The organism is Streptomyces sp. NPDC093261 (assembly GCF_044753645.1).
Classification (GTDB): Bacteria; Actinomycetota; Actinomycetes; order Streptomycetales; family Streptomycetaceae; genus Streptomyces.
Map to the genome: position 1 here is coordinate 517422 of NZ_JBIVNO010000001.1, position 22490 is coordinate 539911.

Below are 22490 nucleotides of genomic sequence, written 5' to 3' on the forward strand. Positions count from 1 at the left end.
CACCCCGCCGGTGCCCGGTCGATGACGTGCCGTCAGTGGTCTGCGGCGACCAACTGCGCCTCCTCCTTGCCGCTCTGTGCCGCGGGCGTCTTCCCGGGCAGGAACAGCGCGACCACGATCGCGCCGATCACCGCCACGCCCGACCCCCACAGCGCCGTCACATGCATCGCGTGCAGGAAGGCGTCGTTGGCCGGGGAGACGAGGGCCCTGCCGTTCGGGCCGAGCTTCGCGGCCACGCCGAGCGTCGCCTCGATCGACTCGCCCGCGGTGTGCCGGACACCCGCCGGGAGGAAGGAGAGCTTGTCCTGGATGCTGTCGCGGTACGTCGTCGACAGCACGGAACCGAGCACGGCGATGCCGAGCGCGCCGCCGACCTGGCGGAAGGTGTTGCTGAGCGCGGACGCGGAGCCCGCCTTCTCGCGCGGCAGCGCCTGCATGATGACGACGCTGGTCGGGGTCATGATGTGAGCCATGCCGGTACCCATGAGGAAGAAGACGACCTCGAGGATCCAGATCGGCGTGTCCGCCTTGAGGGTGGCGAACGCGGCGAGCATCGCGGCGATGACGATCATGCCGGCGGTGGTCGTGGCCCGGTTGCCGAACCGGTCCACCAGCAGCCGGGCGCGGGGCGCGAAGATCATCTGCGCGGCGGCCAGCGGCAGCATCAGCAGGCCCGTCTGGAGCGCCGAGTAGCCCCGGACGCTCTGGGTGTAGAAGACGGAGAAGAAGGTCACGCCCATCAGCGCGAAGAAGACCAGCGCGATCGCGGCGATGGCGGCGGAGAAGACCTTGTTCCGGAAGTACGTGACGTCGATGGACGGATGGTCGCTGCGCTTCTCGTAGATCACGAAGAACGCGAGGACGGCGAGACCGGCGGCGATCGTCGCCAGCACCTTGGCGTCGGTGAAGTCGGCGAGCTGGCCGCCCTTGATGATGCCGTAGACGAGCAGGACCAGGCCCACGACCGACAGGACCACGCCGACGGCGTCGATCCGGCCGGGGCGGGGGTCGCGGGAGTCGGGGACCAGCCAGATCATCAGGGCCAGCGCGAGAACCACGATCGGCACGTTGATCAGGAAGACGGAGCCCCACCAGAAGTGCGCGAGCAGCACACCGCCGGTGATCGGTCCTATCGCGATGGCCAGGCCGACGCCGCCGGCCCATATGCCGATGGCCTTGGGCTGCTCGTCACGCTCGAAGACGTTCATGAGGACCGCGAGCGTCGCGGGCATCACGAAGGCCGCGCCGAGACCCATGAGCGCGCGGAACGCGATGAGCTGGGCCGGGGAGCCGGACTCGGCCGCGAGCGCCGAGCCCGCGCCGAACACGGCGAGACCGGCCAGCAGCGTCTTCTTCCGGCCCAGGCGGTCGCCGAGGAGGCCCGCGGTGAACAGCAACCCGGCGAACACGAGGGTGTAGGCGTTGATGGCCCACTCCAGCTCGCTCTGGGTGGCCCCGAGACCGGTCGGTGCCGGGCTGGAGATCGTCTTGATGGCGACGTTCAGGATGGAGTTGTCGAGCACCACGATCAGCAGGCTGAGCATCAGTACGCCGAGGATGGCCCACCGGCGCCGGTGCACCGCCTCCGGCACCCGCCGTTCGACAGAGGCAGCTGGAGTAGTCATGGCGCTGAGCGTAGGCCATTTATGAAACGGAACCGTCTCGTATCGAAATTCTTTGCGGAGACCTTGAACTCTTTACGTGAAGCTTAGAGACCGGTCGGACGTGGCGGGGTCCCGGGCCCGTCTCCCGGTGCGGGCACGGCGCATCCCCCCCACTAGCCGCCCGTGGCACGAAGTGCCACCATGGGGGTGATCCGGGGACGCCGAAAGGGCGCCTCGAGATGACCGAAGGAGCCGTTGCGATGACGCAGCTTCCGGCTGCCCAGGAGCAGTCCGCCCAGGGCGCGCTCAGGCCCTCCGACAGCAGCAAGGCGCTGTACGGGGGAAAGAGCACCCGCCGTATCACCGTGCGCGACATCACCGCCGCCAAGGAGCGCGGCGAGAAGTGGCCCATGCTCACCGCCTACGACGCGATGACCGCGTCCGTGTTCGACGAGGCCGGCATCCCGGTGATGCTCGTCGGCGACTCGGCGGGCAACTGCCACCTCGGGTACGAGACGACCGTACCCGTCACCCTCGACGAGATGACCATGCTCTCCGCCGCGGTCGTTCGGGGCACCCGGCGCGCCCTGATCGTCGGCGACCTGCCCTTCGGCTCCTACCAGGAGGGCCCGGTGCAGGCGCTGCGCTCGGCCACCCGCCTGGTGAAGGAGGCCGGGGTCGGCGCGGTCAAGCTGGAGGGCGGCGAGCGCTCCCACCGCCAGATCGAGCTGCTGGTGGAGTCCGGCATCCCCGTCATGGCGCACATCGGCCTGACCCCGCAGTCCGTCAACGCGATGGGCTACCGCGTGCAGGGCCGCGGCGAGGAGGCCGCCGCCCAGCTGATGCGGGACGCCAAGGCGGTCCAGGACGCGGGCGCGTTCGCGGTGGTGCTGGAGCTGGTGCCGGCGGAGCTGGCGGCCGAGGTCACGCGCGCGCTGCACATCCCGACCGTCGGCATCGGGGCCGGTCCGGAGACGGACGCGCAGGTGCTCGTGTGGACCGACATGCTGGGTCTGACCGGGGGCCGGGTGCCGAAGTTCGTCAAGAAGTACGCCGATCTGCGCCAGGTCATGGGCGACGCGGCGAAGGCGTTCGCCGAGGACGTCGTGGGCGGAACGTTCCCGCTCGAGGAGCACTCGGTGCACTGAGCGCCCGCCGGGTGCGCTGACCGACCCACTGCGGGCCGTTTCAGGCCGGCCGCGCAGTTCCCGGCGCCCTCCTGACGGGGCGCCCCGACAGCCCGCCGATCTTCCCCCGTCGGCGGGCTGTCGCGCGTGGTGGGAGTCGTCGGGGAAGTGTCGGCGGTCGTAGGCGATCCTGTCGGCGGCCTGTAGGCGGTTTGTCGGTGGTGGCTGACACCTTGGTCGGCATGACGCGAATCGACAAGAACCCCACCGACGCCGCTCCGGACGCGGCCGTCACCGTACGGGGGCTGGTCAAGCACTACGGTGAGACCAGGGCACTGGACGGCGTCGACCTCGATGTGCGCGAGGGCACCGTCCTCGGCGTGCTCGGGCCGAACGGCGCCGGCAAGACCACCCTGGTCCGCTGCCTGTCCACCCTCATCACCCCCGACGCCGGCCACGCCACGGTCGCCGGCTACGACGTCGTCCGGCAGCCCCGCCAGACCCGGCGCGTGATCGGCCTCACCGGCCAGTACGCCTCGGTCGACGAGAAGCTCTCCGGCTTCGAGAACCTGTACATGATCGGCCGGCTTCTCGACCTGTCCCGCAAGGAGGCCCGGGCCCGGGCCGAGGGGCTTCTGGAGCGGTTCTCCCTCACCGAGGCCGCCAAGCGCCCGGCGCGCACCTACTCCGGCGGCATGCGGCGGCGGCTGGACCTCGCCGCCTCCATGATCGGGCACCCGGCCGTCCTGTACCTGGACGAGCCGACCACGGGTCTCGACCCCCGCACCCGGAACGAGGTGTGGACCGAGGTCAAGCGGATGGTCGCCGAGGGCGCGACCGTGCTGCTCACCACCCAGTACATGGAGGAGGCCGAGCAGCTGGCCTCCGAACTGACCGTCATCGACCGCGGCAAGGTCATCGCCGGCGGCCGCATCGACGACCTGAAGTCCAAGGTCGGCGGCCGTACGCTGCGCATCCGCCCGGCGGACCCACTGGAGCTGCGCCCGACGGCCACGGCGCTCGACGAGTTCGGCCTCACCGGCCCCGGCAACGCGACCGTGGACACCGAGAGCGGCACCGTCCTCGTGCCGATCCTCAGCGACGAGCAGCTGACCGCGGTGGTCGGCGCGCTCACCGCCCGCGGCATCACGCTCGCCGGCATCGCCACCGAACTGCCCAGCCTGGACGAGGTGTTCCTGTCCCTCACCGGCCACAAGGCCAGTGCCCCGCAGGACGCGTCCCCCGCCCGCGAGGAGATCGCCGCATGAGCACGGCCACCATCACCGCTACCCCCGCACCGGCCGCCGACGGCCGCATCGGGCTGCGCGGCAATCTGCGCCACATCGGCGCCCTGGTCCGCCGCAATCTGCTGTGGATCCGCCAGGACCCGGAGTCGATGTTCGACGCGGTCCTGTTCCCGATCGTCTTCTGTCTGCTGTTCGTGTTCGTCTTCGGCGGCGCGATCGCCGGAGCCGACAACCGCCACGCCTACGTGAACTACGTGGTCCCCGGACTGATGGCGATGATGGGCATGAACATCGCCCAGGGTGTCGGCACCGGATTCAACGAGGACTTCCAGAAGGGCGTGATGGACCGCTTCCGGTCCCTGCCCATCAGCCGCGGTTCCGTCCTGATCGCCAAGATCACCGTGGAGATCGGGCGGATGCTGGTCGCCACGGCGGTCCTGCTCGTGGTGGGCTTCCTGCTCGGGCTGTCGGTGTCGAACGTACCCGGCCTGTTCGCGGCCATCGGCCTGTCGATGGTCTTCGGCTTCGGAGTCATGTGGATCTTTCTGACCCTGGGCGTCGTGATGAAGAGTGCCCAGGCCGTCCAGGGAATGGGGTTCCTCGTGCTGATGCCGTTGCAGTTCGGTTCGTCGATCTTCGCCCCGACCAGGACCATGCCGGGCTGGCTCCAGGCCTTCACCGACTACAACCCGCTGTCGTCGCTCGCGGACGCGGCCCGCGGGCTGATGAACGGCCATGAGCCGGTCGCCCATGATGTGCTGATGACCCTGGGCTGGTCGGTCGTCCTCACGCTGGTGATGGCTCCCATCGCCATCCGCAAGTTCACGAACAAGACCTGACCTGCCGCGCGGTACACCGGTCCGCGTCAGACGAGGGCGGTGGCCTCCTCAGCGGAGAGGCCGCCGCCCTCGGCGTACGCCGCCTCGTACACCGCGTCGCCCAGCACGGCCCGCGCGTCCGCCTCCGCCCTGGCCCGCGTCTCGCGCTCCATCGTCCCCAGGAAGTGGCCGAGCGGCAGCAGACCGTCGGCGGCACCCAGGCAGACCGCCGCGTCCCGGGCGCGGCTCCCGCCGTCGGCGCCGGCGAGCGCTATCGCGGCGGTCGTCAGGTGAATCGACGTCAGATGCGGCGCGATCACCAGCGCCATCCGGTCCCCGGCCCGCTCGAGCGCCTGCCGCACCGTGGCAAGGGCCTGCGGGTACCGCTCCTCCAGCACATCCAGCCAGGCCTCCAGACCGAGCACGATGCCCTCGAAGACCGGAAAGGCGAGGGCCCTGAACTCGCTGCGCAGCAGGCGCAGCTGCTCGCGTGCCTCCGGTACCCGGCCGGTGCGGCTGAGCCACCACGCCAGGGACAGCCGGGCGAACGGATTGGCGTCGTGCGTCGTGTCGTGGACCTCCTCGATGACCTCGCGCAGCAGCCGCTCCCCCTGCTCGCCCTGCCCGGCCTCCAGCAGCACACTGCCGAGACGGGCGCCGAGCACGGCCATCTGGGAGCGGGCGCCGAGCTGTTCGGCGTACTCCTGGGCGGCCCGGTAGTCGTCGGCGGCGGGCAGGTAGTCGCCGCGCCGTTCGCGGGCCTCGCCGCGGGCGGACAGTGCCTCGGCCGCGCCCCAGGCGTCCCCGAGCCGGCGGAAGATCTCCAGTGCCTCGTCCGCGTCCCGGGTCGCGTCCCCCGCCCAGTGGCTGCGGTTGGCGAGGATATTGGCGCGAATCTGCAGGACCTGGGCCAGCTCCCAGGTGTAGCCCAGTTCGCGGCAGGTGCGGACGGACTTGTCGAGGAGCTCACGCATACGGTCGACGTCACCGCTGAGCACGACGGCGTAGAACCACAGAAAGCCGGGAAACCGGCAGGTCTGCGGCTGGCCGGGGCGGTAGGTCTCGCTGACGACCCGCAGCTTCTCCCGCGCCGCCGGCGTGTCCCACGCCTGGACCTCCGTGTCCATGCAGGCCAGATGGACGAGATGGGCGCCGCGGCGGGCCTCCTGGAGGATCTCCGGACGCATCGGGGGCGGGGCGGCGGTGCACTGCTCGAGGAGGTCCGGCACCGGCCGGGCGGGCGCCGTGAAGGGATCGGGGCCCAGCGCGATGACCGCGGTGGACCAGCTGCGGGACTCGACGCGCTGATCGCGGATCTGCCAGTACCAGGCCAGGGAGTGCAGCAGGCACAGCGCCTCGTGCTCGTCGCGGTCGGCGACGGCACGGCGCAGGGCGGTGCGCAGGTTCTCGTACTCCACCTGGATCCGTTCGACCGCCGCGCGCTGGGCGGAGGAGCGCAGCAAGGGATCCGTGGTGCGGGCCAGTTCGCGGTAGTACGTGAGGTGGGCGCGCTCGGCACTGGGCCGGTCGCCCGACTCGTCGAGCCGTTCGCCCGCGTACTCGGCGACGGTCTCCAGCAGCCGGTAGCGCATCTCCCCGTCGCCCGAAGGGGCCGCCACCACCAGGGACTTGTCGACGAGCGAGCCGAGCAGCTCCAGTGCGGCGGGGCCGCACACGGCCTCCGCGGCGGTGAGGTCGCAGCCGCCGGCGAAGACGGACAGCCGGCACAGCACCGCGCGCTCGTCCGCGTCGAGAAGGTCCCAGGACCAGTCGACGACGGCCCGCAGGGTCTGCTGCCGGGGCAGCAGGGTACGGCTGCCGGAGGTGAGCAGCCGGAAGCGGTCGTCGAGCCGGTCGGCGATCTGCCGCGGTGACAGCATCCGCAGCCGGGCCGCCGCCAGTTCGATGGCGAGCGGCAGTCCGTCGAGGCGGCGGCAGATCTCCGCGGCGGCCGCGGCGGTGTCCTCGTCGGCGTCGACCCGGAAGCCGGGCCGGGCGGCGGCGCCGCGGTCGGCGAGCAGCCTCAGCGCATGCGGCTGCGGCAGCGGCTCGACGGGGCGCAGCGACTCCCCGGGCACGCCGAGCGGTTCGCGGCTGGTGGCGAGGACCGTCAGCTCGGGACAGTGCTGGAGGAGGTACTCGACCAGGCGGGCGGCCGCGTCCACGACGTGTTCGCAGTTGTCGAGGATGAGCAGCATACGGCGGCGCGCGAAGTGCTCGGCGAGCCGCTGGAGCGGGTCGTCGTGCCGGTCGGTGACGGCGCGCATCTCCTCGGCACCCGCGCCGCGCAGCACGGTCTCGCGGGCCCCGACGGCGGTGAGCACGGCCTCGGGCACCGCCTCCGGGTCGTCGACGGGCGCCAGCTCGGCCAGCCACACCCCGTCCGGGACCTCCTGCGCCACGGCCTCGGCGGCCTCCTGCGACAGCCGTGTCTTCCCGGCGCCGCCGGGTCCGAGCAGGGTGACCAGCCGTGCGGCCGCGAGGTCCCCGCGCAGGGTCTCGATGTCGGTGTCCCGCCCGACGAAGGAGGTGAGGCGGGCCCGGAGGTTGCCGCGGTGCGGGGTGGCGGCGCTCGCCTTGCCGAGGGGCGGGGCGGCGGCGCCCGCCTTGCCGAGGGGCGGGGCGGCGGTTCCCGGGACCCCGGCGTGCGGGGCTGCGGACGGTGCGGGTGGTGCCGGGTCGCGCGGCACCTGTCCGCGCAGCAACTCCTCGTGCAGGGCCCGCAGTTCCGGTCCCGGGTCGGACCCGAGGCGGTCCGCCAGCAGCCGTCGTACGGCCTCGTAGGCGGCCAGGGCCTCCGCCGGGCGGCCCGCGTCGCGCAGCGCGCGCAGCCGTAGCGCCTGGAGGGACTCGTCGAGCGGGTGGAGGTCGCACAGGGTGGTCAGCTCGGGCAGGTGGTGCTCCCCGTCGCCGAGGGCGAGGGCCGCGGTGAGACGGGCGCGCCGCGCGTCGAGACGGCGGGTCTCCCAGCGGGCCGCCTCGGCGGTGCGGTCCGGGAGGTCGGCGAGGGCGGGTCCGTGCCACAGGGCGAGGGCGTCGTCGAGCACGACCGCGGCCTTCCCGGGGTCGCCGTCGCCCAGCGCGCGCAGTCCGTCACCGGCGAGCCGCTCAAAACGGTGCAGATCGACGTCGTCCGGGGCCGCCGCCAGCCGGTAGCCGCCGTCCGCCGACTCCACCGCGTCCGGCCCGAGCGTCCGGCGCAGCCGCCCCACCAGGGCCTGTAGCGCGCCGGTGGCATCGGCGGGCGGGTCGCCGTCCCACACCTCGTCGACGAGCAGGCCGACGGGGACCGGGCGGCCGGCCCGCAGGGCGAGCACGGTCAGCAGGGCACGCAGCCGGGCCCCGCCGACCGGGACGGTCGTGCCGTCGGGGCGGAGTGCCTGGGTGGTGCCGAGAATGCGATAGCGCACGGGGTTCATTGTCTCCGGTGGCGAGGGGAGGACCGCCCGGGCGGGGCCCCCGCCCGGCGAAGCCGGGAGCGGGAAGGAGTAGTCGGGAGGGCGGGCGAGCCGGTCACGGTCCTGGCGGGGCGCCGCCGGACACCTCGAGGTCGACGAGGGCGCCCGACCGCCCCTGGCCGAACCACTTCGGACAGCGGTACACGGTCTCCAGCGAGCGCTCGCCGGGCACGGGCACCCGCGTGCGCGAGCCGGGCGAGACCGGGGCCCAGGTCTGGTGCACCAGCCGGATCGCACGCACATGGCCGGTCGTCTCGGCCCAGCGGTCGCTGTGGCGCTCGACACAGAGCAGTCCGCGCCGGCGGCCGTCCGCCTTCGCGGTCACCCCGGACACCGCGGCGACCAGCCCGTCCGCCGCCCGCGCCAGCCGTGGCGCGCCGGTCGCGTCGACCGCCCCCTCCGCCGGCCCGGCCAGGGTGCTGAGCGGGTCGCTCCAGCCTCCCCCGAGCACGTCGTCGGCGTCCATGAGCAGCAGCGGCCAGCTCACCTCCTCCCCCACGGCGAAGGGCGTGCCGCAGCACTCCATCTGCCAGTCCGCGTAGAACACCTGCCACATCCCCACACCCCCACCTTTGCGGAACTCGGTCCGCGGGGCGAGACGTTTTCCCGGTGTGCCGGGTACGGTCGGGCCGTCCGTACCGCCTCTTACGCCCAGGGAGCCCCATGACCACCGCCGCCACCCGGCGCAGCGACCGGAGGATCAGCCCCGTCTTCGTCGGGCTGCTGGCCGTGACGTCGGTCACCGGCTGGGCCACCTGGACCGGCTTCGCCGCCAGGCCGGGAGTCGCCGTCTTCCTGTTCGTGACGGCCGCCTGGATCGTGTCGCTGTGTCTGCACGAGTACGCGCACGCGCGCACCGCCCTGCACAGCGGTGACATCTCGGTCGGCGCGAAGGGGTATCTCACGCTGAACCCGCTGAAGTACACCCACGCGCTGCTGAGCATCGTGCTGCCGGTGATCTTCCTGATCATGGGCGGGATCGGTCTGCCCGGCGGCGCCGTCTTCATCGAGCGCGGCCGGATCCGGGGCCGCTGGCGGCAGAGCCTGATCTCGGCGGCGGGCCCGCTGACGAACGTCCTGTTCGCGGTGGTGTGCACGGCCCCGTTCTGGCTGCACGCGCTGGACGGGGTGCCCGCGGAGTTCCAGTTCGCCCTGGCCCTGCTGGGCCTGCTCCAGGTGACGGCCGCGATCCTGAACTTCCTGCCGGTTCCGGGCCTGGACGGCTACGGGGTGATCGAGCCATGGCTGCCGTACGGCGTCAAGCGCCAGGTGGAGCCCTTCGCGCCCTTCGGGCTGCTCGTCGTGTTCGCGGTCCTGGGGATCCCGTCGGTGGGCGGTGCCTTCTTCGACGGGATCAACTCGGTCCTGAACGCGCTGGGCATCGACGATCTGCACAGCGCCTGCGGCTGGGAGCTGTACCGCTTCTGGCGGCCCGCCCCCGAGGGCTGCGTCAGCCCGTGACCGACCGCCCCCGGCCGCGTCCGCGGCGCACGTAGAACCAGGTCATGTTGGACGACACGCCCGCGAGCAGCACCCAGACGATCCCCAGCCAGCTGCCCTGGACGAAGGAGACGACGGCCGCGGCGACGGACAGGACGCAGACGGCGAGGGCGTAGAGAGCGAGGCGGGGCATGGGGGTCGGCTCCTGACGGACGGACGGTGCGGTCGTGGCGCGTCCAGTGTCCCCCATGCCCGGGGTTCGCTAGACGTCGGTCACCCTCAGCCCGGCGTGTGCCTTGTACCGCCGGTTGACGGAGATCAGGTTCGCCGTGAGGGACTCGACCTGGTGGGCGTTGCGCAGTCGCCCGGAGTAGATGCCGCGCATGCCGGGGATACGGCCGGCCAGCGCCTGCACGATCTCGGCATCGGCGCGCTCCTCGCCGAGGACCATGACGTCGGTGTCGATCCGCTCGATCTCCGGGTCTTCCAGGAGGACGGCGGACAGATGGTGGAAGGCGGCGGTGACGCGCGAGTCCGGCAGCAGCGCCGCGGCCTGCTCGGCGGCGCTGCCCTCCTCGGGCTTGAGCGCGTAGGCGCCCTTCTTGTCGAAACCGAGCGGGTTGACGCAGTCGACGACGAGCTTGCCGGCCAGGTCCTCGCGCAGGGACTGAAGGAGCGGGCCGTGGCCCTCCCACGGCACGGCGACGATCACGACGTCGCTGCGGCGCGCGGTCTCGGCGTTGTCGGCGCCCTCGATGCCGTGGCCGAGTTGTCCGGCGGCGGCCTGGGCGCGCTCCGTGGCACGGGAGCCGATGATCACCTTCTGGCCGGCCCTGGCGAGCCGGTAGGCGAGGCCCTTGCCCTGCGGCCCGGTACCGCCGAGCACGCCGACGACGAGCCCGGAGACGTCGGGAAGGTCCCAGGGGTCCTTGGCGGGGGCCTTGGGTGCACTGTCGCTAGAGGTCATGGGCCGACTCTACGTGCGCCGCGGTCCCGTTCGCCGCTCAGGTGAGGGCCACCACGGGGATCCGGCGGAAGGTGATCGTCTCGTAGGCGCCGAAGTCGCCTGTCTCGTAGAGCAGGCCGACGGTGGCGGCGTCGACGCGGACCAGGTCGGAGTACGCGGCGGGCAGTCCGTCGACGGTGTACGCGGCCCGCCAGGTGGTCCCGGCGTCGGCGGAGACGCGCACGGTCATCAGGGCGCGGAAGGCGGGGTCGGCGGGACCGGAGAACAGCAGAAGATCGGGGTCGCGCAGATGCAGGACGCTGCCCTGGCAGACGGGCGCGACAAGGCCCGCCTGGGGACGGAAGGGCTTGACGAGGGTGCGGCCGCCGTCGGCGGAGTGGGCGTCGGCCCGGTTGCCGGGGGACGGGGAGTCGTTGCGGGTGTTGAGGTAGACGCGTCCGTCGGGGAGCTCGGCCGCCGTGGTCTCGTTGACGTTGATGTAGCCGTCCGTGTTCTCGTCCAGATAGCCGAGGTACCAGCTCGCGCCGCGGTCGTCGCTGAGCAGACAGTGGCCGCTGTTGTACCTGGCCTCGGCCCCGGTGTCGCCGCCGGTGGGCGTCAGGGTGTGGTTGCCGGGGACGAGGACGCGGCCCGTGGTGAGCTGGAGGGCGTGGCCGGGGGTGGTGGCGTACCAGCGCCAGCCCTGCTTCTTGACCTGCCCGGTGATCTCGCTCGAGGCGGACCAGGTCAGCCCGTCGTCGTCGCTGTGCTGCACCCAGACGCGGCGCCCGTCGGCGGCCTTGACCTTCCCGCGCAGAATGGCGTCCTCCGTCGCGCTCGCCGCCGCGCGGACGTGGACGAGCAGGATGCGGCCGGTGTCCAGGACGACGGGCGCGGGGTTGCCGGCCGTCCCGGTCCCGTTGCGGGCGACGGCCTGGAGCGGGCCCCAGGTGCGGCCGCCGTCCGTGGACCGCTTGAGCACGATGTCGATGTGCCCGTGGTCGGCGTTGGAGGTCACCCGCCCCTCACAGAAGGCGAGGAGCGTGCCGGCCCGGGTCGCGACGATGGCCGGGATCCGGTAACCGGCGTATCCCTCGCGGCCCGCGCGGAAGGGGACGGATCCCGCGGCGGGGCCGGCGGGCTCGGGGGTGTCAGGGGTCTCGGCGGGGCCGGCGGGCTCGGGGGTGTCAGGGGTCTCGGCGGGCCCGGGGGTCCAGGAGGTCTCGGCGGACCCGTCCGCTGCTTCGGTCTTCTCGCTCTTCTCGGTCATGCGGCTCCTCGGGCAAGGCGGCTGTGGAGCGTGGCGCGACGATCGTGAACCATGGTTCGGCTCCCTGCCCGAGTCGGGCGAATTCGGGGTGAACTCCGGGTCACGAGTGGCCGTTTGCGGCAGGATGCTTTCGTATGGACGCCGTACGGGTCGCGTTGTTGCGGGAAGTGCTCGCCGGGACCGAGTGGCCGGGTGCCACGCGGCGGTTCGCGGGGGCCCTGCGCGGTTCCGTGGTGTCGCACGGGGGCGGGCTGCTGCTGGTCGGCACGGAGGAGTACGAGCCCTGGCACCTGGCCGCGCACCTGGTCGACGAGGCGGCCTGGTCGGGCACGCCCGAGCTGTCCCCGACGCTGGTCCGGCACGCGGCGCGGATCTCGGACCCGGCGCATCTGGCGGTGGGGCTCGGACGGTTGTCGGCGGCGCGGCGCGGGGAGACGCTGCTCGTGGTGTCGCCCGCCGCGCCCGAGGCCGGGCTGCTGGAACGGGTCCATGACGCGCGCCGGGCCGGGGCGACGGTGCTGGCGCTGGAGTCCGGGGACCGCGATCTTCAGGCCCTGGCGCACGAGGCGCTGACGGTGCCGGCGGACACGGACCTCGATCTGGACACGGTGCAGCACCTGGTGAGCGCGGCGGCCGGGGAGAACGTGCTGCCGGCCCCGCGGGGTCGCCGTCGCTTCCGGGACCGGCTCTCGCGTCTGGCCGACCATCTGACGTCACCGCCGCCGCCACGGTGGTGAGCGACGGGAAAACCGGTTGCCCGGCTGTGCCGGGTCGGCTGTGGCCCGTCGTGACCCACGACGCCCCCGCTCCCCCCGCGACAGCAGCCACACCGCCCCCGGCGCCCCTGGACGCCCCGGGGCCCGAGGCCGGCGGCGCCTCCCCCGCGAGCGGCTCCCGGCTGCGTGCCCTGCTCCCCGGCCTCGCGCCCTGGCGCAGCTCGGTCAGGTCCGCTCGGGCGGCATGGCGGCGTGGCGGGGTGTGCGTGCCTCGGTCTGGTCGGGCGGGGTGCTGTGCACCGGCGCGGTGGCCCTGCCGGCCCTGTGCCTGCCGGGCCTGATGGGCTATGACGCCCGGACGAACGAGCACGCGTTACGGCTGAGGGCCCAGCGGGCGGGAGAGGCCGTCTGAGGCCGGCCGGGCGGGGCCTGCCCCACCCGCCCGGCCCCGCTCGGTCGCCGTCGCCCTCGGTCGCCGTACCGCTCAGTCGTCCTCTCGCTCCCCCGCGGCCGCGTCGTGCCACCGGGGGTCCGTGTCCCACTCCTCGTTCCGCTCGCGCGCGATGTCCATCGCGTGCTGCGCCTCCTCGCGGGACGCGTACGGACCGAAGCGGTCCTTCGCCGGGCACTCGGGGCCCTCCTCGACCTTCCTGTGGACCAGGCAGTAGTACCACTCGCCCGGTTTCCCGGCCGTCCGCTTCTTGAACAGCGCCATCGCAGGAGCTCCTTTCCCCAGGGCCCATGTTCCCGTACGCGCGCTGGATAGACTCGCCGGCATGTCTGGCCAGTCGCTGCTCGTACCAGGAGAGCTGTCTCCCACCCGTTCCGTTCCAGGAAACATCCGGCGCCCCGAATACGTGGGCAAGCCCGCGCCGACCCCGTACGCCGGGCCCGAGGTGCAGACGCCCGAAACCATCGAGGCGATGCGCGTCGCCGGGCGGATCGCGGCCCAGGCGATGGCGGAGGCCGCGAAGCTGATCGCTCCGGGCGTCACCACGGACGAGCTGGACCGGGTCGCGCACGCCTACATGTGCGACCACGGCGCCTACCCGTCGACGCTCGGCTACCGCGGTTTCCCCAAGTCGCTGTGCACCTCGATCAACGAGGTCATCTGCCATGGCATCCCGGACTCCACGGTCCTGCGCGACGGCGACATCATCAACCTGGACGTGACGGCGTACATCGGCGGCGTGCACGGCGACAACAACGCCACCTACCTCGTCGGCGACGTGGACGAGGAGTCCCGGCTGCTGGTCGAGCGCACCCGTGAGTCCCTCAACCGCGCGATCAAGGCCGTCCGGCCGGGCCGCCAGATCAACGTCATCGGCCGGGTCATCGAGTCGTACGCCAAGCGGTTCGGCTACGGCGTGGTGCGGGACTTCACCGGGCACGGGATCAACTCGTCGTTCCACTCCGGGCTGATCATCCCGCACTACGACAGCCCGCACGCCACCACGGTGATGCAGCCCGGCATGACCTTCACCATCGAGCCCATGCTCACCCTCGGCAGCCACGAGTACGACATGTGGGACGACGGCTGGACCGTGGTGACGAAGGACCGCAAGCGCACGGCCCAGTTCGAGCACACGCTGGTCGTGACGGACACGGGCGCGGAGATCCTGACTCTGCCGTAGCACCCCGTCCGCGCCCGTCCGCGCCCCGGAGCCCGCTCCCTCCACGGAGCGGGCTCCGTCATGTGGAGAGGTCCCGGCATCGTGGGTACGGTCTTACCGACAGCCCGTCGGTAAGACCGAGGAGGCCCCATGAACGCGCCGGACCCGTCCCGCACGGCGTTCTCGACGCTCCTGCGCACCGCATCCCTGGACCACCACCGGGAGGCGAGCACCTCCGCCTTCATCACCGGTCTGCTCGGCGGCGGTTTCGGCGTCGAGGCCTACGCGCGCTACACCGAGCAGCTGTGGTTCGTCTACGAGGCCCTGGAGACCGGGGCCGAGCGGCTGGCGGGTGACCCGGTGGCGGGCCCCTTCGTACGGCCGGAACTGTTCCGGCTGGCCGCGCTGGAGCGGGACCTCGCGCATCTGCGCGGCCCCCGCTGGCGGACGCGCCTCGCCCCTCTGCCCGCGACCCGCACGTACGCGGCCCGGGTGCGGGAGTGCGCCGAGCGATGGCCCGGCGGGTATGTGGCCCACCACTACACCCGCTATCTGGGAGACCTGGCCGGCGGCCAGATCATCCGCGACACGGCGGAGCGGACCTGGGGATTCACCCGGAAGGGCGATGGGGTGCGGTTCTATGTGTTCGAGGGGATCCCCAACCCGGCGGCGTTCAAGAAGACCTACCGGGCGCTGCTGGACGGGATCCGGGCGGACGACATGGAGAAGCAGCGGGTCGTCGCCGAGTGCCGGCAGGCGTACACGCTCAACACGGCCGTCTTCCGGGCCCTGGGCGAGGAGTTCCCGCTGAGCGCGTAGCGTCCGTCAGCGCTCCAGGAACACCCGTCCGCCGACCTCCACCCGGCCCTCGGGCTGCGGTGCCGTCAGGATCTGCGAGCCCGCGCCCTGGGTGATGTTCAGCGCCCGGCCCAGTCGCGCCGTCAGCAGCAGCGCCGCCGCGCCCGTCGCCTCGTCCTCGTCGATGCCGTCGTCGCGGCCGGGGAAGCCGCGCGCCCGGACCCGGCCCGCCGCCTCGTCCTCCCATGCCCAGGCGTAGATCCACTCCCCTGGCGGGGGGACCTCCAGCGCATCCACCTCGGCGGCCGTCGCGTACTGCTTCAGCGTGCGCGGCGGCGCCCACTCGGGGAGGGCCTCGATCCAGCTGAACTCTCCGTCCAGGCGTGCCCCCACGACCCCGGCCGGGGTGACGAGTTCGGGCACGTCGAGCAGCCAGGCCGCGCCCACGCAGGGGTGCCCGGCGAACGGCAGCCGCAGCGTGGGGGTGTAGATGTCGATGACGCCGCGCTCGGGATCGTCGACGAACACGGTCTCGCTGAAGCCGAGCTTGGCGGCCAGCGCCTGGCGGTCGCCGCGCTCGGGAACCGTCGAGCCGTCGCGGACGACACCGAGGGCGTTGCCGTAACCGCCGCCGGGTCCGCAGAAGACACGCAGCACGTCGTAGTCAGTCACTCCGGCATTCAAACATCCCCCCGGGAGGCGGGAGTGCCGACCTGGATTCCCGGACCACCCCACCTCCACTTGACCTTCCTTTGGCTATTCCTTGGGGTTCCCTTTGAGGCGGCGCAATCAAGCCGCATCCGTGATCTTTCCCTGCCGGCCGAATCGCGACCTGGGGGCCTGGGTTAGGTAAGGCTCAGGTAACTTAGGTAAGCCTCACCACACCGCACGGACCCTCTCCGGGCGGTGTGTCCTTCGTTCGCCCTCTTGGAGCATGTATGCGAGCCGTCCGACTCCCCGTCGTCACCGCCGTCGCCACCGCGGCCGTCCTGACCGCCGTCACGGCCTGCACCGCGAAGAGCGACGCCAAGGACGGCGACGCGATCCAGGTGACGGCCGCCGACTCCACGTGCGACACCTCGGCCGGGTCCGTGCCGGCAGGCCAGGTCACGCTGAAGATCGAGAACAAGGGCTCCAAGGCCACCGAGGTCGAGATCGTCTTCCCGGACGACCGGATCGTCTCCGAGAAGGAGAACATCGGCCCGGGCACCAAGTACACGCTGACCGCCGAGATCAAGGCCGGTTCGTACGAGATCGCCTGCCGCCCGGGCATGCAGGGCCACGGTGTGCGGCAGAAGCTGACCGTCACCGGCGGCACGGTCGCCCAGCGGAACCCGAAGCTGGACAAGGCCGTCGCCGACTACCGCGCCTACGCCCAGGAGCAGGCCGACGCCACCGTGCCCCTCGCCGAGACCTTCGCGAAGGCCATCAAGGCCGGCGATCTCGAGGCCGCCAAGAAGGCCTACGCGCCCTCGCGCCTCGGCTGGGAGCGCACCGAGCCGGTCGCGGAGTCCTTCGGTGACATCGACCCCAAGACCGACACGCGCGCCGACGGCCTGGAGCAGGGCCGGAAGTGGACCGGCTGGCACCGGCTGGAGAAGGCCCTGTGGCAGGACAAGAAGGTCGGCGCCGAGGAGAAGACCCTCGCCGGCCGGCTTGTCACCGACCTGAAGGACTGGCAGACCCGGGTCGGCAAGGCGGAGATCACCCCGACCTCCATGGCCAACGGCGCCAAGGAGCTGCTCGACGAGGTCGCCACCGGCAAGGTCACCGGTGAGGAGGACCGCTACTCGCACACCGACCTCGTCGACTTCAAGGCCAACGTCGAAGGCGCGCAGAAGGCGTACGAACTGCTGAGGCCGGTCGCGGCGAAGAACGACTCCGCGCTCACCACCGAACTCGACAAGCAGTTCACCTCGCTGAACACGCTGCTGGACAAGTACCGCATCGACAGGAACGGGTACGACTTCGTCTCCTACGACAAGGTCACCAAGGACCAGCGCAAGGAGCTGTCGGACGCGGTCAACGCCCTCGCGGAGCCGCTGTCCAAGCTCGCCGCCGCGGTCGTGAAGTAGGAGACGGACATGACCGAGACCCAGGGCGGTTCCTCCCCCTCCCGCCGCGCGCTGATCGGCTGGGGCGGCGCCGGGCTCGCGCTTGGCGCCGCCACGGCCGGCGGTGCGGTGGCGGCGGTCACGGCGGGCAACGACGTGGATCCGGCCGCCGCCGAGACGGGCGCCGCGGTGGACTTCCACGGCGCGCACCAGGCGGGCATCGCCACCCCCGTGCAGGACCGGCTGCACTTCGCCGCGTTCGATGTGAAGACCGACGACCGCGCGGAGTTCGTCCGGCTCCTCAAGGACTGGACGGCGGCCGCGCGGCGGATGACCGCGGGCCGGACGGTCGGTGAGGGCGCCTACGGCGGGCTCGCCGAGGCCCCGCCGGACGACACCGGTGAGGCGCTGGGCCTCAAACCGTCACGGCTGACGCTGACGATCGGCTTCGGACCGTCGTTCTTCGAGAAGTTCGGGCTGCGGGACAAGCGGCCCGAGGCGCTGGTCGATCTGCCCGCCTTCCCGGGCGACAACCTCGACAAGTCCCGCACCGGCGGCGACCTGTGCGTCCAGGCCTGCGCCGACGACCCGCAGGTCGCCGTGCACGCGATCCGCAACCTGGCCCGCATCGGCTTCGGCAAGGTCGCCATCCGCTGGTCCCAGCTCGGCTTCGGCAAGACCTCGTCGACCACCCCGGACGCCCAGACCCCCCGCAACCTCATGGGATTCAAGGACGGCACCCGCAACATCGCGGGCACGGAGACGGACCGGCTGAAGAAGTCCGTGTGGGTCGGGGACGGCGACGGTGACCGGAACACGGCCTGGATGAGCGGCGGCTCGTATCTCGTCGCCCGGCGCATCCGCATGAACATCGAGACCTGGGACCGCACTTCGCTCCGGGAGCAGGAGGACGTCTTCGGCCGCGACAAGCGCGAGGGCGCCCCCGTCGGCAAGGCGAAGGAGCACGACGCGCCGTTCCTGAAGGCGATGAAGCCCGACGCCCATGTGCGGCTCGCCCACCCCGCGTCCAACAACGGGATCACGATCCTGCGCCGCGGCTACTCCTTCACCGACGGCACGGACCGACTGGGCCGCCTGGACGCGGGCCTGTTCTTCCTCGCCTACCAGCGCGACCCCCGCAAGGGATTCATCCCGCTGCAGCGCAAGTTGTCGGCGTCCGACGCGCTCAACGAGTACATCCAGCACGTGGGTTCGGCCGTCTTCGCCGTCCCGCCGGGCGTCCGCGACAAGGACGACTGGTGGGGCCGGACCCTACTGACCAAGGAGGCGTAGTCCGTGTTCTCCAACTATCTGATCGGCCTGCGCGAGGGGCTGGAGGCGTCGCTCGTCGTCTGCATCCTGATCGCCTACCTCGTCAAGACCGGCCGCCGGGACGCGCTGAAGCCGATCTGGATCGGCATCGGCATCGCGGTCGCCCTCGCGATGGGCTTCGGCTGCGCCCTCGAGTTCGGCTCCCAGGAGCTGACGTTCCAGGCCCAGGAGGCGCTCGGCGGCTCGCTGTCGATCGTCGCCGTCGGCCTGGTGACCTGGATGGTGTTCTGGATGCGGCGCACCGCCCGGCATCTGAAGTCGGAGCTGCACGGCAAGCTGGACGCGGCCCTCTCCATGGGCACGGGCGCGCTGGTCGCCACCGCGTTCCTGGCCGTCGGCCGGGAGGGCCTGGAGACCGCGCTGTTCGTGTGGGCGTCGGTGCACGCGGCCGGCGACGGCACCCCGCGTCCGCTCGTCGGCGTCGCCCTGGGTCTCGCCACGGCGGTCCTGCTGGGCTGGCTGTTCTACTGCGGCGCACTGAGGATCAACCTCGCCAAGTTCTTCACCTGGACCGGCGGCATGCTGGTCGTCATCGCCGCGGGCGTGCTCGCCTACGGCTTCCACGATCTCCAGGAGGCCGACTGGCTCCCGGGGCTGACGCACCTCGCCTTCGACATCAGCGGCGTCATCCCGCCGGACAGCTGGTACGGCACGCTGCTGAAGGGCGTGTTCAACTTCCAGCCCGACCCGACGGTCCTCCAACTCACCGTGTGGGCCCTGTATCTGGTCCCCACGCTGGCGCTCTTCCTCTCCCCCACCGGGTTCGCCCCGGGCAAGGGCAGGCAGAAGGCCACGCCTCCGCCGGTACGCGACCAGGTCTGACGGGGCGCCGGCCGCCGTCGGCGGTGTCACGGTGCGGACGCGACCGGGGAACCCGCCGCTCACCGCTTGCCCCGTCCCGGTAGGGTTCGCCTCCGGGAAGGGGAAGGTGAAGGTCACTCATGAGCAGGGATCGCGGGGTCGGCGGGGATCGCAGCCCTCGGACGCTTCGTAGTCGCAGCCTTCGGGCGCTTCGTGGTCGCGGCCCCCGGACGCCTCGTCGTCACAGCCGCTTCGCCCTGGCAACAGCGGTGGCCGCCGTCGTCTCCATGACGGCGAGCGGCTGTGTCGTCGTCCACGGCGAACGCGAGGTCGTGCCGACGGCGACCAGGCCCGAGGCGGCCCGTGCGCTCAAGGACTTCCTCGCCGCCTACAACAAGGCGGACAAGACCTACGACCGCGCCCAGGACGCGGACCGCGTCACCGGCGCCCTCGCCGACATCGACGCCGGCAAGCTGGAGGCGGGGCACAGGACCAACCCGGACGGCAACCCCGGCCATGTCCCGCTGAAGCTGACCGACGCCACGTTCACGATCCCGAAGAAGGCGGGGTGGCCCCGCTGGTTCGTCGCCGACGCCCACGCCAACAAGGGCAGCGCGGACGCCCATTGGCTGCTGGTCTTCACCCGCACCGACCCCGACAAAGTGTGGGCGGTGTCGTATCTGACCATCCTCGCGCCGGGTGACGTGCCGACGTTCGAAAAGGACAAGGACGGCTGGGCCAAACCCGTCACCGCGGACGACGCGGCGCTCGCCGTGCGGCCGCGCGGTCTCGCGGCGGCGTACGCGTCGTATCTGAGGAGCGGCGGGAACACGTTCGCACCCGGTCCGCACACCTCGCAGTTCCGGGCCGGCCGGCTGGCGAGTGCGAAGAGGCCCGGTCTGGCCCGGCAGTACCTCGACCAGCCGCTGACGGGCGGCGCCTACGCCCCGCTGGGACTGCGCACCACCGACGGTGGCGCGCTGGTGTTCTTCGCCACGCGCCGCTACGAGAAGCAGACGGCCGCGGCGGGCGTGAACATCACCATCGGCGACCCGAGCGTCAAGGCCCTGCTGACCGGGGAGGTCAAGCAGTCCCTGACGCTGGAGTTCGTCTCCAACCAGGCGGTGCTGGACCCGACGCGGGGTCAGGTGAAGTTCCTGAGCCGGGTGGAGGGGCTGACGGGCGCGAAGGGGGAGTGAGGGCTCAGCGCCCGTGCGGCCGACCCGCGAGCTGCTCCTCGAGGCTCAGCGCCCGTGCGGCCGACCCGCGAGCCGATCCTCGGCGGCGTCCCCGGCGTGACGCGCGCAGGCGTCCGTCAGATGCTCCAGCAGGCTCAGCGGATCCGGCAGCGCGTGCTCCGGTCCCCGTACCCACTCGACCGTCAGCTCACCGGGCAGCCGCGCGGGCGGGAGGAGGACATACGAGCCCCGGCAGTGCCAGCGCAGGCCCGGATGCTCGTCCATCGTCTCCGGCTGGCAGTCCAGCGCGCAGGGCCACCACTCGTCCTCGTCCTCGGGGGTGCCGCGGGTCAGCGTGAAGAACAGCATGCGGCCGTCACCGGTCGTGGCGACCGGCCCCACCTCCACGCCGGAGGCGAGCAGCGCCTCCAGGGCCTCCTCGCCGGCCTCCCTCGGGACGTCCAGCACATCGTGCACCATCCCGGTCGCGGTGATGAAGTTCGCCTGTGGCTGGTGCCTGACCCAGCGCTCGACCTGCGCGCGGTCCGTCGTGGACTGGGTCTGCCAGGCGAAGGAGACGGGGTGCCGGGCGGGCGTGGGACAGCCGATGCGGTCGCAGGAGCAGCGGTAGCCGAGGGGGTGCGCGGCGGGCGCGAGCGGCAGCCCCGCGGCGGCGGCAGCCAGCAGCATCGCCTCACGGCCGCCGTCGCCGGCGTCCTCCTGGAGACGGGCGGGACGGCGTCCGCGCAGCCACTGGGAGATCCTGCCCTGCCCGCCCGTGCGGCGGCCGAACTCAGCGCTCATCTATCCCTCGCCTCACTGCCGTGGTCGGGACGCATGTCCCATGGTCCCACCATCCTGCGCCCCGGGTGACCGGAGCCCCCATCCGGGGTAGGTGGGGCGATGCCAGCCGCGGGCCGGTATCAGGGACCATTGCGGGATTTGTCCCCATGCACGCGACGAAAGGGAGACCGACGCGAGTGTCCGGCCGCACTCGCGTGCGAGCGGGGCTTCCGTGGCCTGCGGGGCCCGGTGCTGGTGGCGGGAGCAGGGGTACGGCGTCCTCCGGTAGCCCGTCTGGGGTCAGTCCTCGGGTGGTGGGGGCCAGGGGGCGCCCCAGTTCGTGTCGCGGGCCGCCCGGTAGAGGCCGCCGTGGCGTTTGGTCACCGTGTCGCGGTGCAGGGACTCGTCCGGGCCGCACAGGTCGAGGAGCACCTGGCCCTTGCGGATCTGCGGCCGGCGGACGACGCGGGAGGCGGCCGGGTGCACCGGGAACCGGGCCGCTGCGACATAGCTGAACTTCTCGTCCTCGTACGCCAGCGAGCCGCCCTTGACCTGCCGGTGCAGCGAGGAACGGCTGACCCGGGCCGAGAAGTGGCACCAGTCCTCGCCGGGCACGATGGGGCAGGCCGCGCTGTGCGGGCAGGGGGCGGCGACCTGGAAGCCGGCGCCGATCAGCCGGTCGCGGGCCTCGATCACTCGGGCGTAGCCGTCCGGGGTGCCGGGTTCGACGACCACGACGGCCTGCGCTGCGGTCGCGGCGGCGTCGACGACCGCGGCACGGTCGGCCTCGGTCAGCTCGCCGAGAACGTAGGAGACCGTGACGAGATCAGTGCTCTCCAGAGTGAGCGCCGATCCGATACGAGAGCGGCGCCACTCGGCGGCCTTCAGCGCCGGGTTGGCGGCGGCGATCTCCCGGCCCAGCGCGAGCGCGGGCTCGGCCCAGTCGAGCACGGTGACCGGGCGCTCCCCGTCCCAGGTGGCGCTGACGGCCCAGGTCGCCGCCCCGGTGCCGCCGCCGATGTCCGCATGGCTCCCCGGCGTCCATCCGGGCACGGCGTCGGCGAACGCCTCCAGCGCCGCGGACACCGCCTCGAATGTCGCGGGCATACGGTACGCGGCATACGCGACCACGTCCGAACGGTCCCGCAGCACGGGCGCATCGGTCGGGGTGCGCCCCCGGTAGTTGGCGATCAGCCGCTCCACGGCCTGCGCGGCCTGCGTGGGCGGCAGCCCGTCGAGCAGTCCGGCCAGGGCGGCGCGCAGGGTGTCGGATGGGGAGACGGGGGCGTTCACCCGCCGATTCTC

21 protein-coding genes and 1 pseudogene are annotated in these 22490 nt (G+C 72.3%); 12 read left to right on the plus strand and 10 right to left on the minus strand.

The window, feature by feature from the left end:
• Nucleotides 1-32: 32 nt before the first annotated feature.
• Nucleotides 33-1625 (minus strand): MFS transporter, encoded by a 1593-nt coding sequence (locus tag ACIP94_RS02350; protein WP_402418330.1) that lies wholly within the window; start codon nt 1623-1625, stop codon nt 33-35.
• Between the two features lie 239 nt (nt 1626-1864).
• Here ACIP94_RS02350 and panB point away from each other — a divergent pair, with 239 nt between their 5' ends.
• The 3 genes from panB (at nt 1865) to ACIP94_RS02365 (ending at nt 4817) form a co-directional block, all read left to right on the plus strand.
• Nucleotides 1865-2752: a 3-methyl-2-oxobutanoate hydroxymethyltransferase gene (gene panB / locus ACIP94_RS02355; protein WP_402418333.1), complete on the plus strand. Its 888-nt coding sequence runs from the start codon at nt 1865-1867 to the stop codon at nt 2750-2752.
• A gap of 221 nt (nt 2753-2973) precedes the next feature.
• Nucleotides 2974-3999 (plus strand): ATP-binding cassette domain-containing protein, encoded by a 1026-nt coding sequence (locus ACIP94_RS02360; protein ID WP_402418336.1) that lies wholly within the window; start codon nt 2974-2976, stop codon nt 3997-3999.
• Nucleotides 3996-4817, plus strand: a complete 822-nt coding sequence (locus tag ACIP94_RS02365) for an ABC transporter permease (protein ID WP_402418339.1) — start codon at nt 3996-3998, stop codon at nt 4815-4817. The genes ACIP94_RS02360 and ACIP94_RS02365 overlap by 4 nt, the downstream gene beginning before the upstream one ends.
• A gap of 26 nt (nt 4818-4843) precedes the next feature.
• On the opposite strand, the gene ACIP94_RS02370 is transcribed toward ACIP94_RS02365, so the two are convergent.
• Both ACIP94_RS02370 and ACIP94_RS02375 read right to left on the minus strand, forming a co-directional pair.
• A complete protein-coding gene (locus ACIP94_RS02370) occupies nt 4844-8215 on the minus strand; it encodes an AfsR/SARP family transcriptional regulator (RefSeq protein ID WP_402418341.1) in 3372 nt (1123 codons plus the stop codon).
• A gap of 94 nt (nt 8216-8309) precedes the next feature.
• Entirely contained in the window at nt 8310-8810 is a 501-nt protein-coding gene (locus tag ACIP94_RS02375; RefSeq protein ID WP_402420315.1) for a DUF6578 domain-containing protein, read from the minus strand.
• 107 nt (nt 8811-8917) lie between these two features.
• On the opposite strand from ACIP94_RS02375, the gene ACIP94_RS02380 reads away from it, so the two are divergent.
• Nucleotides 8918-9715 carry a site-2 protease family protein gene (locus tag ACIP94_RS02380; protein WP_402418344.1) on the plus strand — a complete coding sequence of 266 codons (798 nt, stop codon included), beginning with the start codon at nt 8918-8920 and terminating at the stop codon, nt 9713-9715.
• On the opposite strand, the gene ACIP94_RS02385 is transcribed toward ACIP94_RS02380, so the two are convergent.
• The 3 genes from ACIP94_RS02385 to ACIP94_RS02395 are packed head-to-tail and all read right to left on the minus strand — an operon-like array spanning nt 9705 to nt 11910.
• Entirely contained in the window at nt 9705-9944 is a 240-nt protein-coding gene (locus ACIP94_RS02385) for a hypothetical protein (RefSeq protein ID WP_402418346.1), read from the minus strand. The two genes, ACIP94_RS02380 and ACIP94_RS02385, sit on opposite strands and share 11 nt — an antisense overlap.
• 12 nt (nt 9945-9956) lie before the next feature.
• Nucleotides 9957-10661 carry an NADPH-dependent F420 reductase gene (gene npdG, locus ACIP94_RS02390; protein WP_402418349.1) on the minus strand — a complete coding sequence of 235 codons (705 nt, stop codon included), beginning with the start codon at nt 10659-10661 and terminating at the stop codon, nt 9957-9959.
• Between the two features lie 37 nt (nt 10662-10698).
• The gene (locus ACIP94_RS02395; protein ID WP_402418351.1) at nt 10699-11910 is read right to left on the minus strand and encodes an exo-alpha-sialidase; all 1212 of its coding nucleotides are present in this window, start codon (nt 11908-11910) and stop codon (nt 10699-10701) included.
• Nucleotides 11911-12044: 134 nt separating this feature from the next.
• On the opposite strand from ACIP94_RS02395, the gene ACIP94_RS02400 reads away from it, so the two are divergent.
• Both ACIP94_RS02400 and ACIP94_RS02405 read left to right on the plus strand, forming a co-directional pair.
• Nucleotides 12045-12647 carry a hypothetical protein gene (locus ACIP94_RS02400; RefSeq protein ID WP_402418354.1) on the plus strand — a complete coding sequence of 201 codons (603 nt, stop codon included), beginning with the start codon at nt 12045-12047 and terminating at the stop codon, nt 12645-12647.
• A 196-nt stretch (nt 12648-12843) separates the two neighbouring features.
• Nucleotides 12844-13038 (plus strand): annotated as a pseudogene (locus ACIP94_RS02405) (MFS transporter); the annotation flags it as partial.
• Between the two features lie 72 nt (nt 13039-13110).
• On the opposite strand, the gene ACIP94_RS02410 reads toward ACIP94_RS02405, so the two are convergent.
• Nucleotides 13111-13341, minus strand: coding sequence for a hypothetical protein (locus ACIP94_RS02410; RefSeq protein WP_402418356.1), 231 nt, complete (start codon nt 13339-13341; stop codon nt 13111-13113).
• 61 nt (nt 13342-13402) lie between these two features.
• Here ACIP94_RS02410 and map point away from each other — a divergent pair, with 61 nt between their 5' ends.
• Entirely contained in the window at nt 13403-14260 is an 858-nt protein-coding gene (map, locus tag ACIP94_RS02415; RefSeq protein WP_402418359.1) for a type I methionyl aminopeptidase, read from the plus strand.
• 129 nt (nt 14261-14389) lie between these two features.
• Nucleotides 14390-15058: a heme oxygenase (biliverdin-producing) gene (locus ACIP94_RS02420; protein ID WP_402418361.1), complete on the plus strand. Its 669-nt coding sequence runs from the start codon at nt 14390-14392 to the stop codon at nt 15056-15058.
• A 6-nt stretch (nt 15059-15064) separates the two neighbouring features.
• Here the strand turns inward: ACIP94_RS02420 and ACIP94_RS02425 are convergent, their stop codons facing one another.
• Entirely contained in the window at nt 15065-15709 is a 645-nt protein-coding gene (locus ACIP94_RS02425; protein WP_402418364.1) for a PhzF family phenazine biosynthesis protein, read from the minus strand.
• A 266-nt stretch (nt 15710-15975) separates the two neighbouring features.
• Between ACIP94_RS02425 and efeO the strand changes: the two genes are divergently transcribed.
• The 4 genes from efeO to ACIP94_RS02445 all read left to right on the plus strand — a co-directional run bounded on the left by efeO (nt 15976) and on the right by ACIP94_RS02445 (nt 20423).
• Nucleotides 15976-17112, plus strand: a complete 1137-nt coding sequence (gene efeO, locus ACIP94_RS02430; protein ID WP_402418366.1) for an iron uptake system protein EfeO — start codon at nt 15976-15978, stop codon at nt 17110-17112.
• Between the two features lie 9 nt (nt 17113-17121).
• Nucleotides 17122-18384: an iron uptake transporter deferrochelatase/peroxidase subunit gene (efeB, locus tag ACIP94_RS02435; RefSeq protein ID WP_402418369.1), complete on the plus strand. Its 1263-nt coding sequence runs from the start codon at nt 17122-17124 to the stop codon at nt 18382-18384.
• A 3-nt stretch (nt 18385-18387) separates the two neighbouring features.
• Nucleotides 18388-19245: an iron uptake transporter permease EfeU gene (gene efeU / locus ACIP94_RS02440; RefSeq protein ID WP_402418372.1), complete on the plus strand. Its 858-nt coding sequence runs from the start codon at nt 18388-18390 to the stop codon at nt 19243-19245.
• 266 nt (nt 19246-19511) lie between these two features.
• Nucleotides 19512-20423: a hypothetical protein gene (locus ACIP94_RS02445; protein ID WP_402418375.1), complete on the plus strand. Its 912-nt coding sequence runs from the start codon at nt 19512-19514 to the stop codon at nt 20421-20423.
• Between the two features lie 45 nt (nt 20424-20468).
• Here the strand turns inward: ACIP94_RS02445 and ACIP94_RS02450 are convergent, their stop codons facing one another.
• On the minus strand, nt 20469-21206 hold the full coding sequence (locus ACIP94_RS02450; RefSeq protein WP_402418378.1) for a bifunctional DNA primase/polymerase: 738 nt from the start codon (nt 21204-21206) through the stop codon (nt 20469-20471).
• 279 nt (nt 21207-21485) lie between these two features.
• Nucleotides 21486-22478 (minus strand): small ribosomal subunit Rsm22 family protein, encoded by a 993-nt coding sequence (locus tag ACIP94_RS02455; RefSeq protein WP_402418380.1) that lies wholly within the window; start codon nt 22476-22478, stop codon nt 21486-21488.
• Nucleotides 22479-22490: the final 12 nt, after the last annotated feature.

What these genes read in the sequence shown, in the direction of transcription:
- ACIP94_RS02350 (WP_402418330.1), bottom strand. Translation starts at nt 1,625, where the DNA reads ATGACTACTCCAGCTGCCTCTGTCGAACGGCGGGTGCCGGAGGCGGTG.
- panB (WP_402418333.1), top strand. Translation starts at nt 1,865, where the DNA reads ATGACGCAGCTTCCGGCTGCCCAGGAGCAGTCCGCCCAGGGCGCGCTC.
- ACIP94_RS02360 (WP_402418336.1), top strand. Translation starts at nt 2,974, where the DNA reads ATGACGCGAATCGACAAGAACCCCACCGACGCCGCTCCGGACGCGGCC.
- ACIP94_RS02365 (WP_402418339.1), top strand. Translation starts at nt 3,996, where the DNA reads ATGAGCACGGCCACCATCACCGCTACCCCCGCACCGGCCGCCGACGGC.
- ACIP94_RS02370 (WP_402418341.1), bottom strand. Translation starts at nt 8,215, where the DNA reads ATGAACCCCGTGCGCTATCGCATTCTCGGCACCACCCAGGCACTCCGC.
- ACIP94_RS02375 (WP_402420315.1), bottom strand. Translation starts at nt 8,810, where the DNA reads ATGTGGCAGGTGTTCTACGCGGACTGGCAGATGGAGTGCTGCGGCACG.
- ACIP94_RS02380 (WP_402418344.1), top strand. Translation starts at nt 8,918, where the DNA reads ATGACCACCGCCGCCACCCGGCGCAGCGACCGGAGGATCAGCCCCGTC.
- ACIP94_RS02385 (WP_402418346.1), bottom strand. Translation starts at nt 9,944, where the DNA reads ATGGGGGACACTGGACGCGCCACGACCGCACCGTCCGTCCGTCAGGAG.
- npdG (WP_402418349.1), bottom strand. Translation starts at nt 10,661, where the DNA reads ATGACCTCTAGCGACAGTGCACCCAAGGCCCCCGCCAAGGACCCCTGG.
- ACIP94_RS02395 (WP_402418351.1), bottom strand. Translation starts at nt 11,910, where the DNA reads ATGACCGAGAAGAGCGAGAAGACCGAAGCAGCGGACGGGTCCGCCGAG.
- ACIP94_RS02400 (WP_402418354.1), top strand. Translation starts at nt 12,045, where the DNA reads ATGGACGCCGTACGGGTCGCGTTGTTGCGGGAAGTGCTCGCCGGGACC.
- ACIP94_RS02410 (WP_402418356.1), bottom strand. Translation starts at nt 13,341, where the DNA reads ATGGCGCTGTTCAAGAAGCGGACGGCCGGGAAACCGGGCGAGTGGTAC.
- map (WP_402418359.1), top strand. Translation starts at nt 13,403, where the DNA reads ATGTCTGGCCAGTCGCTGCTCGTACCAGGAGAGCTGTCTCCCACCCGT.
- ACIP94_RS02420 (WP_402418361.1), top strand. Translation starts at nt 14,390, where the DNA reads ATGAACGCGCCGGACCCGTCCCGCACGGCGTTCTCGACGCTCCTGCGC.
- efeO (WP_402418366.1), top strand. Translation starts at nt 15,976, where the DNA reads ATGCGAGCCGTCCGACTCCCCGTCGTCACCGCCGTCGCCACCGCGGCC.
- efeB (WP_402418369.1), top strand. Translation starts at nt 17,122, where the DNA reads ATGACCGAGACCCAGGGCGGTTCCTCCCCCTCCCGCCGCGCGCTGATC.
- ACIP94_RS02445 (WP_402418375.1), top strand. Translation starts at nt 19,512, where the DNA reads ATGACGGCGAGCGGCTGTGTCGTCGTCCACGGCGAACGCGAGGTCGTG.
- ACIP94_RS02450 (WP_402418378.1), bottom strand. Translation starts at nt 21,206, where the DNA reads ATGAGCGCTGAGTTCGGCCGCCGCACGGGCGGGCAGGGCAGGATCTCC.